The sequence below is a fragment of the Microbacterium invictum genome (assembly GCF_014197265.1).
GTDB lineage: Bacteria > Actinomycetota > Actinomycetes > Actinomycetales > Microbacteriaceae > Microbacterium > Microbacterium invictum.
The window spans coordinates 487712-505316 of the sequence record NZ_JACIFH010000001.1; the positions used below are offsets into that span (position 1 = coordinate 487712).

Consider the following 17605-nt stretch of genomic DNA (forward strand, 5'->3'; position numbering starts at 1 on the left):
CGGGATATCCTCGTGCCGATGGCAGCGGCCATCGCGGAGGGAGGGAGCCGGATGACGCGGGTGGTCGTGATGGGACCGAGCGGATCGGGCAAGTCGCTCGTCGGCGCGGCTGTGGCAGCCCGGCTGCGGGCACATTTCGTCGACGGGGACGACCTGCATCCGCCGGCGAACGTGGCGAAGATGCGCGCGGGCATGCCGCTGGATGACACCGACCGCGCGCCGTGGCTCGACGCGGTCGGCTCGGCGCTCGCGCGGGACGCACAAATCGTGGTGGCCTGCTCAGCGCTGCGGCGCACCTACCGCGACCGGATCCGAGCGACTGCGCCGGATGTCGTGTTCGTCGAGCTCGTGGTCGCGCAGGCAGAGCTGCGTGAGCGGATGTCGCGCCGCGACCACTTCATGCCGCCTGCCCTGCTGGACTCGCAGCTGGCGACGCTCGAACCGCTCACCGGCGATGAGCGCGGCGTGCGGGTGGCCAACGACGCGGATCTCGAGTCCGTGGTCTCGCGGACGATCGCCGCGCTGGACTCTCAGTCCTTGCGGTAGCCCGAGCGCCCCATCGACCACATGGCGCCGATCGCACCGATGCCGCCCACGACCGCCATCGCGCCGATGATCCAGAAGATCAGGTGCGTCATCCAGCCGTAGTCCATGGGGGCCTCCTCGGTGCGTGGTGGGACGGTCATCATCCTAGCCGGGCGCTGGTAGACTGAGACGACCTCGGCGAGGGACTGCCTGCGAACGGCGTCCGTGATCGACGCGGTGATGCAGGCTTCACGGCTTTCCTCACGCGTGCGCGTGCGCGTTCGAGTCGAGACCAGAGACCCATATCTGGGCCGCGAAGGCCCGCAAGGAGAGCAATCATGTCGACCGAGACCGACACCACGGTCCAGGCCGAGCTGCGCGAGAACTTCGGCAAGGGCTTCGCCCGCCGTCTGCGCGCCGCCGGCAAGATCCCCGCCGTTGTCTACGGCCACGGCACCGAGCCCGTCCACGTCGCCCTGCCGGGCCACCAGATCTCGCTGCTCATCCGCCGCGCGAACGTGGTGCTCGAGCTCGTGCTCGACGGCAAGACGCAGCTCACGCTGATCAAGGACGTGCAGAAGGACCCGGTGCACCAGATCATCGAGCACATCGACCTGCTCGTCGTGAAGAAGGGCGAGAAGGTCCACGTCGACGTTCCGATCACCGTCGTGGGCGAGTCGTTCGCCGGCACCATCGTCAACTTCGACAACACCACCGTGTCGCTCGAGGTCGAGGCCACCCACATCCCCGAGCACGTCGAGGTCGACGTCGAAGGACTCGAAGAGGGCGTCCAGATCCTCGCGGGCGACCTGAAGCTCCCCAAGGGCTCGGCGCTGCTCACCGATGCCGAGACGCTCATCGTCGCCATCGCGGTGCCCGCAGCGCCGACCACCGACGATGCGGCTGCCGAGGCCGCGGAAGGGGCCGAAGAGGCCGCCGCCGCAGAGCCGGCCGCCGAAGAGGCCGCCGAGTAAGCACATCTCATGTCCGAAGCCCGTCGCCGCCTGTTCTGGTGGCGGCGGGCTTCGTCGTCGGAAGGGACGGATGCCGTGGCTGAGACCTGGCTGGTCGTGGGGCTCGGAAACCCCGGACCCCGCTACGAGGCGACCCGTCACAACATCGGGCAGATGGTGATCGACGAGCTCGCCGCACGCCGCGGGGAGACGCTGCGCGCCCACAAGGCGAACGCCCGGGTCGCCGAGACGTGGCTGCGCCCCGGCGGGGCGAAGCTCGTGCTCGCCAAGCCCAACTCGTTCATGAACGTGTCCGGCGGACCGGTGTCGGCCCTCGCGCGCTTCTACGCCGTCCCGCCCGAGCGCGTCGTGCTCATCCACGACGACCTCGACATCCCGTTCGACTCCGTCAAGCTCAAAACCGGCGGCGGCCACGGCGGCCACAACGGCGTGCGCGACGTCGCCAAGGCGCTGGACAGCCCGCAGTTCGCGCGGGTCCGGGTCGGCATCGGGCGACCCGCCGGCCGGCAGGACGCCGCCGATTGGGTGCTCGACCCGTTCGGCGCGACCGAGCGCAAAGGCCTGCCGAACCTGATCTCGGACGCGGCAGACGCCGTCGAGCAGCTCGTGGACGAGGGCTTGCTCGCCGCGCAGCAGAAGCACCACGCGCCGCGGGAGTGACTCCGGGGCGGATCCCGATGCGGGCCCCCGGAAGCGGACTGCGGTGACCAGGTGCGACTCTGTGCGGCCCGCGCACCTGTCACCGTGGCTAGACTCTTCCGGTGACAGTTCCCGGGATCGTGCGCGCCCTCGAGCAGGCCGAGTCGTACCGGGACGCGGTCGCCGCGGCATCCGTCGACGCGGACTTCTCCCTCGTCGAAGGGCTCGACGCCCCCTTGCTGGCTTCGCTCGTCGAGCGCCGCCGGGCCGCCGGGAAGCCCCCTGCCCTGCTCGTGATCGCACCGACCGGGCGGCGCGTCGAGTCGCTCGGACCGGCGCTGGGCGCCCTTCTGCCCGGTGCCGAGGTGCTCCACTTCCCGGCCTGGGAGACGCTCCCGCACGAGCGGCTCAGCCCGAGCGCCGAGACCGTCGGCATGCGCCTGGACGTGCTCGGCCGCGTCGCGCGCTGGCAGGGCGAGACGCCGCTCGTGGTCACCGCGTCGGTGCGCAGTGCGATCCAGCCGCTGGCCGCCGGCCTGACCGACGTCCCCGCCATAGAGCTGGTCGTGGGTGGCCGCGGACACGAGCTCGGCGAAGTCGCGCTGCGCCTGGTCGAGCTGGCCTACCACCGGGTGGACATGGTCTCGCGGCGTGGTGAGTTCGCTCTGCGCGGCGGCATTCTCGATGTCTTCCCGGCGATCGCCGCCCACCCGTACCGTGTCGAGTTCTTCGGGGACGAGGTCGACCAGATCCGGGCGTTCTCGGTCGCCGATCAGCGGTCGCTGCCCGGCGAGGTGCGCGACGTGACACTGGTGCCGGCGCGAGAGCTGCTGCTCACCGACGCCGTGCGTGCGCGCGCGCGGCAGCTGCGCGAGGACTTCCCCGGGCTGCAGACGATGCTCGAGAAGATGTCCGAGGGTATTCCGGTCGAGGGCATGGAGTCGCTGCTGCCGGCGGTCGTCGACCGGCTCGTGACGCTGCCCGATTACCTTCCCGCCCAGACGGCCGTTGCTCTCGTCGACCCCGAACGCGCGGTCACCCGCGCCATCACCCTCGGCGAGACCAACCGAGAGTTCCTCGACGCCGCCTGGAGCGCCGCGACGGCGGGCGCGCAGACGCCGATCGACCTCGGCGCCGGTGACTTCCTCACGCTGCCCGAGCTGCGTGCCGCCGCGCGTGCGCGCGGTGACGTGTGGTGGCGGCTGAGCGCTTTCGACTCCGGTGAAGCCGATGCCGCCGCCGAGGGCCTGATGTCGGACGATGTCGAGGTGGCTCTGGAGGCGGCGGCCGCGATCCGCGTGCCGGCCGACCCCGTCCCGTCCTTCCAGGGCAACGTCGACGGCGCCACCGCTCACGTCGGCCAGCTGCTGGCGGACGGCTGGCGCGTCGTCATCGCGGCATCCGGTGCCGGTCTCGTCGACCGCGCCCGCGATGTGCTCGCCGAGCGGGGGATCGCCGCGCGCACGGTCGGCGAAGTCCTCACCCCGCCCGAGCCCGGCGTCGCGCACGCGGTGGTCTCGACGCTCGAACGCGGCTTCCAGGCCACCGATGCGAAGCTCGCCGTGCTGACCGAGACCGAGTTCTACGGCCGCACGATCGGCGGCGACCAGCGTGTCGTGAAGAAGCTGGCATCCCGTCGCAAGGCCGTCGTCGACCCGCTGCAGCTGAAGGCCGGCGACTTCGTCGTGCACAACACGCACGGCATCGGCCGCTTCGTGGAGCTCACCCAGCGCGAGGTGTCCAGCGGCGGGCGGCACCCGGTCAAGACCACTCGCGAGTACCTGGTCCTCGAGTACGCGCCGGCCAAGCGCGGCTACCCCGGCGACAAGCTGTTCGTGCCCACCGACCAGCTCGATCTGCTCTCCCGCTACGTCGGCGGTGAGGCTCCGGCCCTCTCGAAGATGGGCGGCAGCGACTGGGCCGCGGCCAAGGGCAAGGCCCGCAGGGCCGTCCGTGACATCGCGGTGGAGCTGGTCAAGCTCTACTCGGCGCGCATGGCTTCGAAGGGCCACGCGTTCGGTCCCGACACACCCTGGCAGCGTGAGCTGGAGGAGGCGTTCCCGTTCGCGGAGACCCCCGACCAGCTGCAGACCATCGACGAGATCAAAGCCGACATGGAGAAGCCGATCCCGATGGACCGGCTGCTGTCGGGCGACGTCGGCTTCGGCAAGACCGAGGTGGCCGTCCGTGCCGCGTTCAAGGCGATCCAGGACGGCAAGCAGGTCGCCATGCTCGTGCCCACGACCCTGCTGGTCAAGCAGCACTTCGAGACGTTCCAGGAGCGCTTCGCCGGGTTCCCGGTCAAGGTCAAGGCGCTGTCGCGGTTCCAGACCGACAAGCAGGCCCGTGACACTCTGGCCGGGATCACCGACGGCACCGTCGACATGGTCATCGGCACCCACCGCATCCTCACCGAGAAGGTGATCTTCAAGGACCTCGGGCTCATGATCATCGACGAGGAGCAGCGCTTCGGCGTCGAGCACAAGGACCAGCTGAAGAAGCTCAAGACCAACGTCGACATCCTCGCCATGAGCGCGACTCCCATCCCGCGCACGCTCGAGATGGCCGTCACCGGCATCCGCGAGATGTCGACCCTGCAGACCCCGCCCGAGGACCGGCATCCGATCCTCTCCTACGTCGGCGCGCGCAATGACAAGCAGATCGCCGCGGCGATCCGCCGTGAGCTGCTGCGCGAGGGCCAGGTGTTCTACGTGCACAACCGGGTGCAGTCGATCCAGCGGGTCGCCGCGCAGCTGAGCGAGCTCGTGCCCGAGGCGCGCATCGCCGTGGCCCACGGGCAGATGGGGGAGACCGCGCTCGAGCAGGTCGTCGACGACTTCTGGGAGCGCCGGGCCGATGTGCTCGTGTCGACGACCATCGTGGAGACCGGCCTCGACATCGCCAACGCGAACACGATCATCATCGACCGGGCCGACAAGTACGGGCTGTCGCAGCTGCACCAGCTGCGCGGCCGGGTCGGGCGGGCACGCGAGCGCGCCTACGCGTACTTCCTCTACGACGATCAGAAGCCGCTCAGCGAGACGGCGGCCGACCGCCTCGAGACCATCGCCGTCAACAACGACCTCGGGTCGGGCATGCAGGTGGCGCTCAAGGACCTCGAGATCCGCGGCGCCGGCAACCTGCTCGGCGCGGAGCAGGCCGGTCACATCGCCGGCGTCGGATTCGACCTGTACCTGCGGATGATCGGCGAGGCCGTGGCCACGTTCCGGGGCGAGGAGACCGAAGGCCCCGCCGAACTGCGGCTCGAGCTGCCCGTCCAGGCGCGCATCCCCGACGATTACATCGACAGCGAGCGGCTGCGGCTCGAGGCGTACCAGAAGCTCTCGGCGGCGGCATCCATCACCTCTTCGGACGACGCGATCGGCCTCGTGTTCGAAGAGCTCACCGACCGCTACGGCGAGCCGCCGGAAGAGGTGCGCGGCATCTTCGACGTCGCACGGCTGCGCCGCCGGGCAGCGCAGGCGGGCCTGACCGATGTCGTCGCGATGGGCCCGAACCTGCGCATCGCGCCGGCGCACCTGCCCGACTCGATCCAGGTGCGGCTGCGCCGGCTGCACCCGAAGGCCAAGCTGCTGTCCGGTGGCGACGCGATGGTCGTGCCGCTGCCGACCGCCGGCGGCGAGGCGCTCGCCGACGCCGACCTGATCGCATGGACCGGTCAGCTGCTGGACCAGCTGTTCCCGCCGCCGAAGCCCGACGCCGCCTGAGCGCCGCGGCGCCGGTTCATCCGGCGCGACGTGTCGTCACGGCCCGTGTTGGGAGCACTTTGCGACGGATGAAGAGGCGGTGCGCACGCTCATCCGGCGCGAAGTGTCGTCACGGCGCGGGTCGGGAGCGCTTTGCGACGGATGAAGCCGGTGAGTGGATGCCGCGGCGGCGCCGGCCGGGTCAGATGACGCCCTGGGCGATCATCGCGTGGGCGACGCGCTCGAAGCCGGCGGAGTTCGCGCCGACGACGTAGTCGCCGGGGCGGCCGTAGCGTGCGGCGGCGTCGAAGGCGGCGTCGTGGACGTCCTTCATGATCGCCTGCAGCTTCGACTCGCTGTCGCTGAAGTTCCAGCGCTGGCGCGCGGCGTTCTGGCTCATCTCGAGCGCCGAGGTGGCCACACCGCCGGCGTTGGCCGCCTTGCCGGGCGCGAACAGCACGCCGGCGTGCTGGAAGGCCGCGACCGCGCCGGGGGTGGTGGGCATGTTCGCGCCCTCGGCGACGACGCGGGCACCACCGGCGATGAGGGCGTGGGCGGCGGGCTCTTCGAGCTCGTTCTGGGTGGCAGAGGGCAGGATGATCTCACCCGGTACCTCCCACGGCTGTGCGCCCTCGAAGAACTTCGCGCGGGGGCGGTGGACGACGTACTCCGAGATGCGGGCGCGCTCGACCTCTTTCAGCTGGCGCAGCAGCGCCACGTCGACGCCGTCCTCATCGAGGATGTAGCCCGAGGAATCGGACGCGGTGACCGGCAGGCCGCCGAGCTGGCGGGCCTTGTCGATCGCATAGATCGCGACGTTGCCCGAGCCCGAGACGATGACGCGCTTGCCCTCGAACGCCTCGCCATGGACGGCGAGCATCTCCTGGGCGAAGAACACCGTGCCGTAGCCGGTCGCCTCGGTGCGCACCTCCGCGCCGCCCCACTGCACGCCCTTGCCGGTGAACATACCCGACTCGTGGCGGTTGGTGATCTTGCGGTAGGTGCCGAAGAGGTAGCCGATCTCGCGGGAGCCGACGCCGATGTCGCCGGCGGGCACGTCGGTGTGCTCGCCGAGGTGGCGCCACAGCTCGCTCATGAACGACTGGCAGAAGCGCATGATCTCGGCGTCGGAGCGGCCGTGCGGGTCGAAGTCGCTGCCGCCCTTGGCGCCGCCGATGCCCTGACCGGTCAGCGCGTTCTTGAAGATCTGCTCGAAGCCGAGGAACTTGATGATCGATAGGTTCACCGACGGGTGGAACCGCAGCCCGCCCTTGTACGGGCCGAGGACCGACGAGAACTGGATGCGGTAGCCGCGGTTGACCTGCAGCTTGCCGGCGTCGTCGATCCACGGCACGCGGAACATGATCTGACGCTCGGGCTCGACGAGCCGCTCGAGGATGCCGTTCTCGGCGAACTGCGGGTGCTCTTCGACGACCGGGGCGATCGATTCGAGCACCTCGTGCACGGCCTGCTGGAATTCGGGCTCGTGGGGGTTGCGGGCGACCACGCTCTCGAAGACGTCACGGACGACGGGGGGCAGGGCGACGAGGGTTTCAGGCACTGTGGGGCTTTCTTGCCGGAGGAATCGGGTTCCCGGTGCGACGGCAGTGGCGCTGGTGCGTTCCCATCCCCGCGGGTTCACGGGGCGGTCGAGGGCCAGCAGGGTGGGCGGCCGACTCGGGGCACGCGGAATGCGTGGCGCACGAAAGGGATCGATACACCCTAACCCCTCGCGCGGCGAAGCTCGGTGTCGAAGTCATCGGCCGCGCTACGCTGGCCGCAGCGGGCGCTGCCGCCCGGGAAGGAGCCACCGTGCAGTTCGAGCATCTCGGGGCGTCGCCCCGCATCCACCCGGAAGCCGTGATCGCGCCGACGGCGGTGATCTCCGGTGACGTGACGATCGGGGCAGGATGCCAGGTGCTTCATGGCGCGGTCATCACGGCCGAGGGCGGGCCGATCACCCTCGGCGACAACGTCATCGTCATGGAGAACGCGCTGGTGCGCGCGACCGCCACGAACTCCGTCCACATCGGATCGCATGTTCTGGTGGGACCCATGACATCCATCTCCGGCGCGACGATCGCCGACGAGGTCTTCCTCGCGACGGGCACCCGGGTGTTCAACGGCGCACGCATCGGCGAGCACAGCGAGGTGCGCATCAACGCGGTCGTGCACCTGCGCACGGTGCTGCCGCCCGAATCGGTCGTCCCGATCGGGTGGGTCGCCGTCGGGGACCCCGCCCAGCTGCTGCCGCCCGAGCGGCATGACGAGATCTGGGCGCTGCAGCACGAACTCGACTTCCCCGGCTATGTGTTCGGCCTGGACCGCGACACTCCCGATCTCATGATCCAGCTCGCCGAGCGGTATGGGGCGTCGCTGGCCCGTCACCGCGACGATCGCCGCATCGACTAGCTCACCCGGTGTTCTGGAGTCCCGCCGCGACCCCGGACACCGACAGCAGCAGCAGGCGCTGCCATTCCTGGGGCGCCTCGCCCTCGACGCCGCGCAGGGTGCGCAGGGCGCGCAGCTGCAGCAGCGACAGCGCATCGACGTAGGGGCTGCGCATCTTCACGGCGCGCTGCAGCACGGGCTTGTTCGCCAGCAGCTCTCCGCCGCCGGCGATGCGCACCACCCACTGGCGGGTGAGGGCCATCTCGGCCATCACGAGCTCGGCGAGATCCGGCCGGTCGCCGAGGTCGAGGTAGCGTCGGGCGATGCGGGCGTCGGACTTGGCCAGGCTCATCGCGACGTTGTCGATCACGGTGCGCAGCAGCGGCCACTGCGCGTAGGCATCGCGCAGCAGCGCCTCGTCGCCGACGGCCTCGAGCGCCGTGCCGAGACCGAACCAGCCGGCCAGGTTGATGCGCGCCTGCGACCAGGCGAACACCCACGGGATCGCGCGCAGATCCTCGAGCGACTCCACCGACAGGCCGCGGCGCGCGGGGCGTGAGCCGAGGGGGAGCAGACCCACCTCCTCCATGGGCGTCACGGTGGCGAACCACGCGGCGAAGCCGTCGGCCTTCACGAGTTCGAAGAACCGCGCGCGCGAGGCGGCGTCCATCGCGTGCGCCACCGGCGCGAAGCGGGCTGCCGCATCGCGGTTGCGCTGCTCGTTCGAGGGGGCGGATGCCAGGAGGGTGGCCGCCACGACCTGATCGATGTGCCGCATCGCGATGGCCGGCTCGCCGTAGCGGGCGAAGATGACCTCACCCTGCTCGGTGAGCTTGAACCGCCCGTCGACCGAGTACGGCGGCTGCGCGAGGATCGCGGAGTTCGCCGGCCCGCCGCCGCGGCCGAGCGCGCCGCCGCGGCCGTGGAACAGGGTGAGCACGATGCCGCGCTCCTGCGCCCACGCCGAGATCAGCGCCTGGGCCTCGTAGAGCGCGAGGTTCGCGGCGACCGGCCCGACGTCCTTCGAGGAGTCGGAGTAGCCGAGCATCACCTCCAGCTTGGCGCCGGTTTCGGCCAGGCGCGCGGCGAACGCGGGGTGCTCGACGATCTCGGCGAGGATGCCCGGCGCGGCCTGCAGATCGGCGAACGTCTCGAACAGCGGGATGACGTCGAGCACCGGGAGGGTGCCGTGGTCCCCGACCGCGTACCGCGCCAGCTCATGGACGGCCGCGAGGTCGTCGGCGGACTGCGTGAACGACACGATGTACCGGCCGGCCGCGCGTGGACCGTACCGGTGCTGGATCTGCGCGATGCCGCGGAAGACCTCGAGCACCTCGGCGGTCTGCTCGCTCAGCACGCCGCCGGCACGGCACTGGGCAAGGGCCTTCGCGTGCACCGCGGAGTGCTGCCGCACTTCGAGCTCGGCGAGGTGGAACCCGAACGTCTCGACCTGCCAGAGCAGCTGCTGCAGGTGTCCGAATGCCTGCCGTGGTGCACCGGCAGCGGCCAGCGAGTCCTGCACGATCCCCAGATCGGCCAGCAGGTGCTCGGGGTCGCCGTAGGCGAGGTCTGCGTTGCGGGTACGCGTGGCCTTGATGCGGCGGGTCAGCAGCAGCAGGACCGCCTTGTGCGGTTCGCCGGCGGCGCGCTTGTGTGCATCGGCCGCGCCGTCTTCGTCGGCGGCAGCGAGCCGCTGCCACAGTGCGGTGAGCTCGGCGCTGACCGGCGTCGTGTCGGCGGAGGTGGTCACCGTGCGGGCGATGCGCTCGGCGCTGTGCTCGAGCCCGCGGAGGACGTGCTCGGAGGCGATGGATGCCGCCTTCTTCGTGACCGAGGTCGTCACGAACGGGTTGCCGTCGCGGTCGCCGCCGACCCAGGTGCCCAGCCGGACGAACGGGCGGACGATGGGCGCGCGGGCTCCGGCATCCACCCCCTGCAGGGAGTCGTCGACCCGGCGATACACGTGAGGGATCGCGGTGTAGAGCGTCTCGTCGAAGACGGCCATGATCGCGCGGACCTCGTCGACGGGAGTGGGCTTGGCGGCCCGCAGCGGGGCGGTGCGCCACAGGGTGTCGATCTCCTCGAGCAGGCGCCGTTCGGCACGCCGCCGGTCGGTGGAGTGGGGGAGTGCGCCGTCGTACTCGCGCAGCAGCTGCGCGGTGCGGCGGATGCTGCTGGACACGGCCCGCCGCCGCGCTTCTGTCGGGTGAGCGGTGAAGACGGGGTGGAAGCGCAGCTCCTGCAGTCGCCGGCGGGCGGCCTCCTCGCCGATCTCGGCAGAAAGCTGGGCGAACGCCGAGGTGATCGAGTCCCCGGCATCGGTCGGGTCGGGCCGGCCGTCGCGCTCGCGGAGGATGCGCACGCGCTGGTGCTCCTCGGCGAGGTTGACCAGGTGGAAGTACACCGTGAAGGCGCGGGCGACCTCGTGCGCGCGCTCGACGGAGAACGACTCGGCGATACGGGCGGCATGGGCGAACGCCTCGGCCGACTCGTCGGTGTACGCGTCGATCGTCGCGCGGCGCAGGCGCTCCACGTCCTCGAACAGTCCGGGTGATCCGCTTTCGCGGAGGATCCGCCCCAGCAGGCTGCCGAGCAGGCGCACATCCGAGCGCATCTGGTCGGGCAGTTCCTGCTCGGCATCGCCCCGGCCGACGAGGTCGAGGGCTTCGGTGCGGGTGAGTTCAGGCATGACCTCAACGCTAATCGCCCCTCGGCGGGCGCCCGTACGCGTTACGCTCGGAGACGGTGAGCCGGGAAGTCTGGTCGGCACTCGTCTCCCGACCCCGAAAGATCCCGCATGAGTCTGCTCCGCTCCGCACGTTTCCCCGCCGTCATGCTGCTCGCCTCCGCGGCGGCGGGACTCATCGTCGCGAACTCTGCGGCAGGCCCCGGCGCGGCGGAGCTGAAGGCCGTCCATCTGGGCGTCCCCGGCGTGTTCGAACTGTCGGCCGGCCACTGGATCGCCGACGCGCTGCTGGCGGTCTTCTTCTTCGTCGTCGCCGTCGAGCTGCAGTTCGAGCTCACGAACGGCCAGCTGAACTCACCGCGCAAGGCGCTGCAGCCGGCGATCGCCGCGGCCGGCGGCGTGCTGGTGCCGATCATCGTGTACGTCCTGTTCGCACACGGGACCGAGGCGGCGGCCGGGTGGCCGATCCCGACGGCGACCGACATCGCGTTCGCCCTCGGGGTGCTCGCGGTGTTCGGGCGCGGGCTGCCGTCGGGCCTGCGCATCTTCCTGCTGGCGCTCGCGATACTCGACGACATCGTAGGCATCGTGTTCATCGCGGTCCTGTTCACTTCCGACGTCGACTTCGCGATGATCGTGGCCGCCACCGTCGCGCTCGCCGTGTTCGCCGTGCTCAGCCGGCTGCTCGACACGCGCGCACGCGTCCCGGTCGCGATCGCGATGGGCCTGGTCGCGGTGGCCACCTGGTACTTCGTCTACGAGTCCGGCATCCACGCCACCATCGCGGGCGTCGCGCTGGGCCTGGCCATGTTCCAGACGCCGGCACTGCGCGTGCGTCATGTGCTCGAACCCTGGGTGAACGGCCTCGTGCTGCCGCTGTTCGCATTCTCGTCGGCGCTCGTGGTCATCCCGGCGGTGTCGCCGCGCGAGCTGTCGCCGGCGTTCTGGGGCATACTGGTGGCGCTGCCGGTGGGCAAGATCATCGGCATCACCGCGGCCGGCTGGATCTCGCAGCGGGTCGGCCACAAGGAGGGTGACGAGCGCCTTCCGCTCGGCGACCTGATCGCCGCCGGGGCCCTCGGCGGCATCGGATTCACGGTGTCGCTGCTGCTGGCAGAGCTGGCGTTCGCCGGCGCGCCCGGCATCCGCGATCAGGCGACCCTCGGCGTGCTGCTCGGATCGACCGTGTCGCTCATTCTGGCCGGCGTGCTCGTATCGTGGCGGTCATGGCACTACCGACACCACCCCGTCCCGGCGACGGCATGACCGATCCGCTGCGCACGGCCGCCGAGACGATGCACGCGGTGCGCGATCGCTGCGTGTGGTCGCAGCAGATGACCCACCGCGAGCTCGTGCCCTATCTCATCGAGGAGTCCGCCGAGCTCATCGACGCCGTCGAGACGGGCTCCCGCGACGACCTGCGCGAAGAGCTGGGCGATCTGCTGTGGCAGGTGCTGTTCCACGCCGAGATCGCCTCTCGCGACGCGGTGAGCCCGTTCGACATCGACGATGTGGCGCGGGGCCTGACCGAGAAGATGGTGCGCCGGCATCCCCATGTCTTCGGCGACGCCGTCGCCACCACACCCGAAGAGGTGCTGATCCATTGGAATGCCGCCAAGGTCGCCGAGAAGCGCGCCCGCACGAGTGTGCTGGACGGCGTGTCTCATCACATGCCGTCCCTCGCGCTCGCTCAGAAGCTGCTGTCCCGCGCCGCCCGCGCCCTGCTGTCCCCTCCGACCCCACCCGCACCCGCACTCCCACCCGCGCCCGCACTCGCGCCCGCACTCCCGCCCGCGAGAGAACAACGGGTGGACGAGAGTACGGTTATCACCCGTTCTCTCGGCGCCGAGGTGTTCTCTCGCGGGGAAGGGGCGGGGCGCGGGGAAGGGGCGGGGCCGCGAACCGAGGCTGAGCTCGGAGACGCGCTGCTCGCGCTCGTCGCGGCGGCCCGTGAGAACGGGTGGGACGCCGAGCGCGCCCTGCGCGAGCGACTGCGCGGGCTCGAGGACGAGATCCGCGCCGCTGAGGCAGGCGCCGCGGACCTGGAAGAATAGCCCAGTGGCATCCGTGAACCCGCCGCGCGGCATGCGCGACTTCCTCCCCGCTGACAAGGCCCGTCGCGAGCGCGTGCTCGGCGTGATCCGCGAGCGCTACCGTGCCCACGGGTTCGACGAGATCGAGACGCCCGTCGTCGAGGACTACGCCCGGCTGCACGCCGGCATCGGCGGCGACAACGAGAAGCTCGCGTTCAACGTCCTCAAGCGCGGGATGGATGCCGAGGCGATCCGTGCCGCCGCCGGCGACCCCGCCCAGCTCAGCGACCTGGGCCTGCGCTATGACCTCACCGTGCCGCTCGCGCGGTTCTACGCAACCCATCGCGGCCAGCTGCCGACGGTTTTCCGGTCGATCCAGATCGCGCCGGTGTGGCGCGCCGAACGCCCGCAGAAGGGGCGCTACCGGCAGTTCGTGCAGTGCGACATCGACATCATCGGCGATGCCACCGCGCGAGCCGAAGCGGAGCTGCTCGTCGCGAGCCTCGACACGCTCGACGCGCTGGGCCTCGAGGGCGGCTCGATCCGCATCAACGACCGCCGCGCGCTCGACGCGATGCTTGATGTCTTCGGGTTCGCCGCCGACGAGCGCCCGGGCGTGCTCATCACGATCGACAAGCTCGACAAGATCGGATCCGACGGCGTCATCGCCGAACTCACCGAGCGCGGCACGACTCCCGAGGCGGTCGCGGCATTCGGGGCCTTCCTGCTGCGGCCGGAGACCCTCGAGTACCGCCCGTTCGGCGAGGGGCAGATCCGCAAGGCGCTGCCGGAAGGCGTGCCCGACGGCGTCATCGCCCACCTGGTCGGCATCGGCGACTCCGTGGCCGCGGCCCGCGGCGCCGATTCGCTCGGCGGCGTGCCACTCGTCTTCGACCCGTTCCTCGTGCGCGGCATGGGCTACTACACCGGCACGATCTTCGAGCTCGCCCACCCGTCGGTCGACTACTCGCTCGGCGGCGGCGGACGCTACGACGGCATGATCGGCCGCTTCCTCGGGCAGGACGTGCCTGCCGTGGGGTTCTCGTTCGGCTTCGAGCGACTCGTCGACCTCGTCCCTGAGGGCGAAGTGGATGCCGGTTCCTCCATCGTGCTGGTCCACGATCGCGACGTGCCCGTCGCCGAACTCGTCGCGCTGAAGGCGGCACTGGTCGCCGAGGGTTCCCGCGTGCGCCTCGAACAGCGCACGAAGAACCTCAAGGCGCTCCTGGAGCGCGCCGGTGCGGACGGATACTCGACGTTCGCCACGGTGTCGCGCGGCACGCCACGCGCGGAGCTGGACCTGCGCCCGTTGGGCTGACGCGCCGTCCCCGCCGTCCCCGCCGGCCCCGCCGGCCCCACCCTCGGCGAGAGAACAACTCGCGGACGAGAGAACGGGTGTCACCCGTTCTCTCGGCGGCCCACTGTTCTCTCGCGGGTGGGGCGGCGCAGCGGGTGGGGCGGCGCAGCGGGTGGGGCGGCGCAGCGGGTGGGGCGGCGCAGCGGGTGGGGCGGCGCAGCGGGTGGCCTTTCGGCGGTGATCACGCCGGTGGTAGCGTGCCGTCACGGCGCGCGACGCTCTGCGTATCGCCTGCCGGGAGCGGAGGAATGCCATGGCCGATGCGACACCCCAGTCCGCTCAGACCCGTGCGCCGCGCGAGCAGTGGACCGGTCAGATCGGGTTCATCATCGCCGCCATCGGCTCGGCGGTCGGTCTCGGCAACATCTGGCGGTTCCCGGGCGTCGCCTACGAGAACGGCGGGGGAGCCTTCCTCATCCCGTACCTCGTGGCGCTGCTGACAGCCGGCATCCCGATCCTCTTCCTCGACTACGCGATCGGGCACCGGTTCCGCGGCTCCGCTCCGACTGCGTTCCGGCGCCTGGGCGGGCGCACGGGCCGAGGGCTTGAGTCGCTGGGATGGTTCCAGGTGGCGATCGCATTCGTGATCGGTCTCTACTACACGGTCGTGATCGCGTGGGCCGTCAGCTACTTCGTGTTCTCGTTCGATCTGCGCTGGGGCGACGATGCCGTGGGGTTCTTCACCGCTGATTATCTGCGCGTGAGCGAGCCCGGATTCAGCCTCGACTTCGTTCCCGGGGTGCTCATCCCGCTGGTTCTGGTCTGGATCGTGACGATCATCGTGCTGGCCGGCGGCGTCGCGAAGGGACTGCAGCGAGCGAACACGTGGGCGTTGCCGGTGCTGCTGGTCGCGTTCCTCGCCCTGGTCGTGCGCGCGCTGTTCCTCGACGGCGCCGCCGAAGGACTCAACGCGCTGTTCACCCCCGACTTCGCGGCGCTCGCCGACCCGAACGTCTGGATCGCCGCCTACAGCCAGATCTTCTTCTCGCTGTCGATCGCGTTCGGCATCATGATCACCTACGCGTCGTACCGCCGGCGTCGTTCGAACCTGACCGGGCCTGGCCTCGTGGTCGCTTTCGCGAACTCGTCGTTCGAGATCCTGGCGGGCATCGGCGTGTTCGCCACCCTGGGCTACTTCGCCTTTCAGCAGGGTGTGGCCGTCGACGAGCTCGACAGGCTCACCGGCGTCGGATTGTCGTTCATGACGTTCCCCGCGATCGTGTCGCAGATGCCCGGGGGTGCGTTGTTCGGCTGCCTGTTCTTCGGTTCACTGGCGCTGGCGGGATTCACCTCGCTCGTGTCGGTGCTGCAGGTGGTGTCGGCGGCCGTGCAGGAGAAGTTCGGTCTCTCTGTGCGCGCGGCGGCCGTCAGCGTCGGCGGCGTCTCGGCGGTTCTGTCGATCTTCGGGTTCTCGACCACGACCGGGTTGCTCGCGTTGGACGTGGTCGACCAATGGGCAAACAACGTCGGAATCGTGGCGTCCGCCGTGATCACGACGATCCTCCTGATGTGGGTGCTCCGCCGCGGCCCCGAACTGCGGGACCACCTCAATGCGATCTCCACCTTCAAGGTCGGTCGCTCGTGGATCTTCCTCGTGTCCGTGCTGGTGCCGATCGTGCTGGGCTACATGCTGATCTCGCGGATCATCACGTTGATCGTGGAGGGATACTCGGGCCTGCCCGCCTGGTACCTCACCCTGTTCGGCTGGGGTGCGGTCCTCGTCATCGTCGTCATCGCTGTGGTGGCCACGCTGCTGCCGTGGCGGCGATCGCCCGACGACTTCCGCCCGTGGCCGGAACTGCCGGTCCATTATGCGAAGGAGCGCGGGTCATGACCGCCATTGCGATCGTGTTCCTCATCGTCTCGATCGTTCTGGTCTGGGGCGGCCTGGTCGTCAGCGCGGTCATGCTGCGTCGGCAGTCCGAGGTCGACCGGTATCCGCCCGGCGGTGTCGATGATCACCGGGAGGATGTCGGGATCATCGAACACGACACCTGATCACCCGGTCGCGTCCGGCCGGCCGCGCTGCAGCAGCACCAGCAGCCGGTAGACGACCCCCACGACGACCACGGCCACGCCCGCGACGACGCTCTGCCACGGCAACGTGAGGCCGAGCCCCACGCATCCGATCGCGCCGACGAACTGCAGGAGGTGCGGGTACCGTCGCGCCGCCCCGCGCTGCCGGTACGCCGCGATATTCGCGACGAGGTAGTAGAGCAGGACGCCGAACGATGAGAACCCGATCGCGCCCCGCAGATCGACCAGCACCACGGCGATGATGACGAGGAGCACGGCGGCGACTTCGGCGCGGTGCGGCACCTGCCAGCGCGGGTGGACGGCTGCCAGCCACGACGGCAGGTCACCGGCCCGGGCCATGGCGAAGCCGGTGCGGCCAACGCCTGCGATCAGTGCGAGCAGGGCGCCCAGCGATGCCGCCGCCGCCCCCACCCGCACGATCGGCTCCGCCCAGGTCCACCCCGACGCGGCCACGGCCGCGGCGATCGGATCGGCCGAGGCTGCCGTCCCGTCGGCGCCGAGCACTGACAGGACGGCGACGGCCACCGCCGCGTAGACGATCAGCGCGCCCGCGAAGGCCAGGACGATGGCGCGCGGAATCGTGCGGGCCGGATCACGGACCTCCTCGCCCATCGTCGCGATGCGCGCATACCCGGCGAACGCGAAGAAGAGCAGACCCGCCGACTGCAGGACGCCGTACCAGCCGCCGACCCACAACGACCCCGCGGTGAGGGGGTCGGAGGACCCGGATGCCGCGGCCGAAGCAGCGACGGCGACGGCGAGCGCGAGGAGGACGACGACCACGATGGCGCGCGTGACCTGTGCGGTCCGCGTGACTCCGAACCAGTTCACCGCTCCCAGGCAGACGACCGCCGCAATCGCGACGGGCCGCTGCCAAGCGGGCGGCACGGCGTAAGCGGCGAAGGTCAGCGCCATCGCCGCACAGCTGGCGATCTTGCCCACGACGAAGCCCCACCCCGCGATGTAGCCCCACCACGGGCCGAGCTCGGCGCGCCCGTACGCGTACACACCGCCCGACGTCGGGTGGACCGCGGCGAGCTGGGCGGTCGAGGTGGCGTTGCCGAATGCGACCACGGCCGCGATCGCGAGCCCGACGAGCAGTCCTGTGCCGGCGGCGCCGGCCGCCGGTGCGAACGCCGCGAACACGCCGGCGCCGATCATCGAGCCCAGCCCGATGAAGACCGCATCGCCGAGTCCGAGTCGGCGCGACAGGGCGGGTGTCGTCATGCGCGCACCATAGCGGAGGCGGGTGACGG

The 17605-nt window shown here is 70.7% G+C and carries 14 protein-coding genes; 10 read left to right on the plus strand and 4 right to left on the minus strand.

Translation table 11 applies throughout. The features are described from left to right. Window positions 1-69: 69 nt before the first annotated feature. The gene (locus BKA10_RS02355) at window positions 70-546 is read left to right on the plus strand and encodes a gluconokinase (protein ID WP_183501013.1); all 477 of its coding nucleotides are present in this window, start codon (window positions 70-72) and stop codon (window positions 544-546) included. On the opposite strand, the gene BKA10_RS02360 is transcribed toward BKA10_RS02355, so the two are convergent. After that, the gene (locus tag BKA10_RS02360; protein WP_183501265.1) at window positions 531-686 is read right to left on the minus strand and encodes a hypothetical protein; all 156 of its coding nucleotides are present in this window, start codon (window positions 684-686) and stop codon (window positions 531-533) included. The genes BKA10_RS02355 and BKA10_RS02360 overlap by 16 nt on opposite strands. Window positions 687-863: 177 nt before the next feature. On the opposite strand from BKA10_RS02360, the gene BKA10_RS02365 reads away from it, so the two are divergent. The 3 genes from BKA10_RS02365 to mfd all read left to right on the plus strand — a co-directional run bounded on the left by BKA10_RS02365 (window position 864) and on the right by mfd (window position 5866). After that, the gene (locus BKA10_RS02365) at window positions 864-1499 is read left to right on the plus strand and encodes a 50S ribosomal protein L25/general stress protein Ctc (RefSeq protein ID WP_183498432.1); all 636 of its coding nucleotides are present in this window, start codon (window positions 864-866) and stop codon (window positions 1497-1499) included. Between the two features lie 75 nt (window positions 1500-1574). Next, window positions 1575-2159 (plus strand): aminoacyl-tRNA hydrolase, encoded by a 585-nt coding sequence (gene pth / locus BKA10_RS02370; RefSeq protein WP_183501014.1) that lies wholly within the window; start codon window positions 1575-1577, stop codon window positions 2157-2159. Window positions 2160-2260: 101 nt separating this feature from the next. Next, window positions 2261-5866: a transcription-repair coupling factor gene (gene mfd / locus BKA10_RS02375; RefSeq protein ID WP_183498433.1), complete on the plus strand. Its 3606-nt coding sequence runs from the start codon at window positions 2261-2263 to the stop codon at window positions 5864-5866. 181 nt (window positions 5867-6047) lie between these two features. On the opposite strand, the gene gdhA is transcribed toward mfd, so the two are convergent. After that, a complete protein-coding gene (gdhA, locus tag BKA10_RS02380) occupies window positions 6048-7406 on the minus strand; it encodes an NADP-specific glutamate dehydrogenase (RefSeq protein WP_248199066.1) in 1359 nt (452 codons plus the stop codon). 251 nt (window positions 7407-7657) lie between these two features. Here gdhA and BKA10_RS02385 point away from each other — a divergent pair, with 251 nt between their 5' ends. Next, entirely contained in the window at window positions 7658-8257 is a 600-nt protein-coding gene (locus BKA10_RS02385) for a gamma carbonic anhydrase family protein (protein WP_183498434.1), read from the plus strand. Window position 8258: 1 nt separating this feature from the next. Here BKA10_RS02385 and BKA10_RS02390 read toward each other — a convergent pair whose 3' ends face one another. Next, window positions 8259-10925: a phosphoenolpyruvate carboxylase gene (locus BKA10_RS02390; protein WP_183498435.1), complete on the minus strand. Its 2667-nt coding sequence runs from the start codon at window positions 10923-10925 to the stop codon at window positions 8259-8261. 108 nt (window positions 10926-11033) lie between these two features. Between BKA10_RS02390 and BKA10_RS02395 the strand changes: the two genes are divergently transcribed. The 5 genes from BKA10_RS02395 to BKA10_RS02415 all read left to right on the plus strand — a co-directional run bounded on the left by BKA10_RS02395 (window position 11034) and on the right by BKA10_RS02415 (window position 16310). Continuing rightward, entirely contained in the window at window positions 11034-12188 is a 1155-nt protein-coding gene (locus BKA10_RS02395; protein WP_183498436.1) for a Na+/H+ antiporter NhaA, read from the plus strand. Next, on the plus strand, window positions 12149-12976 hold the full coding sequence (locus BKA10_RS02400) for a nucleoside triphosphate pyrophosphohydrolase (protein WP_241740033.1): 828 nt from the start codon (window positions 12149-12151) through the stop codon (window positions 12974-12976). Before BKA10_RS02395 ends, BKA10_RS02400 begins: the two co-directional genes overlap by 40 nt. Before the next feature lie 31 nt (window positions 12977-13007). Further along, on the plus strand, window positions 13008-14273 hold the full coding sequence (locus BKA10_RS02405) for a histidine--tRNA ligase (protein WP_206686834.1): 1266 nt from the start codon (window positions 13008-13010) through the stop codon (window positions 14271-14273). Between the two features lie 292 nt (window positions 14274-14565). Continuing rightward, complete coding sequence (locus BKA10_RS02410; protein ID WP_183498438.1) at window positions 14566-16146, plus strand: sodium-dependent transporter; 1581 nt, start codon at window positions 14566-14568, stop codon at window positions 16144-16146. Beyond that, window positions 16143-16310, plus strand: a complete 168-nt coding sequence (locus BKA10_RS02415; protein ID WP_183498439.1) for a methionine/alanine import family NSS transporter small subunit — start codon at window positions 16143-16145, stop codon at window positions 16308-16310. Before BKA10_RS02410 ends, BKA10_RS02415 begins: the two co-directional genes overlap by 4 nt. Here BKA10_RS02415 and BKA10_RS02420 read toward each other — a convergent pair whose 3' ends face one another. Next, window positions 16311-17576 carry an APC family permease gene (locus tag BKA10_RS02420; RefSeq protein WP_183498440.1) on the minus strand — a complete coding sequence of 422 codons (1266 nt, stop codon included), beginning with the start codon at window positions 17574-17576 and terminating at the stop codon, window positions 16311-16313. Between the last annotated feature and the right edge of the window lie 29 nt (window positions 17577-17605).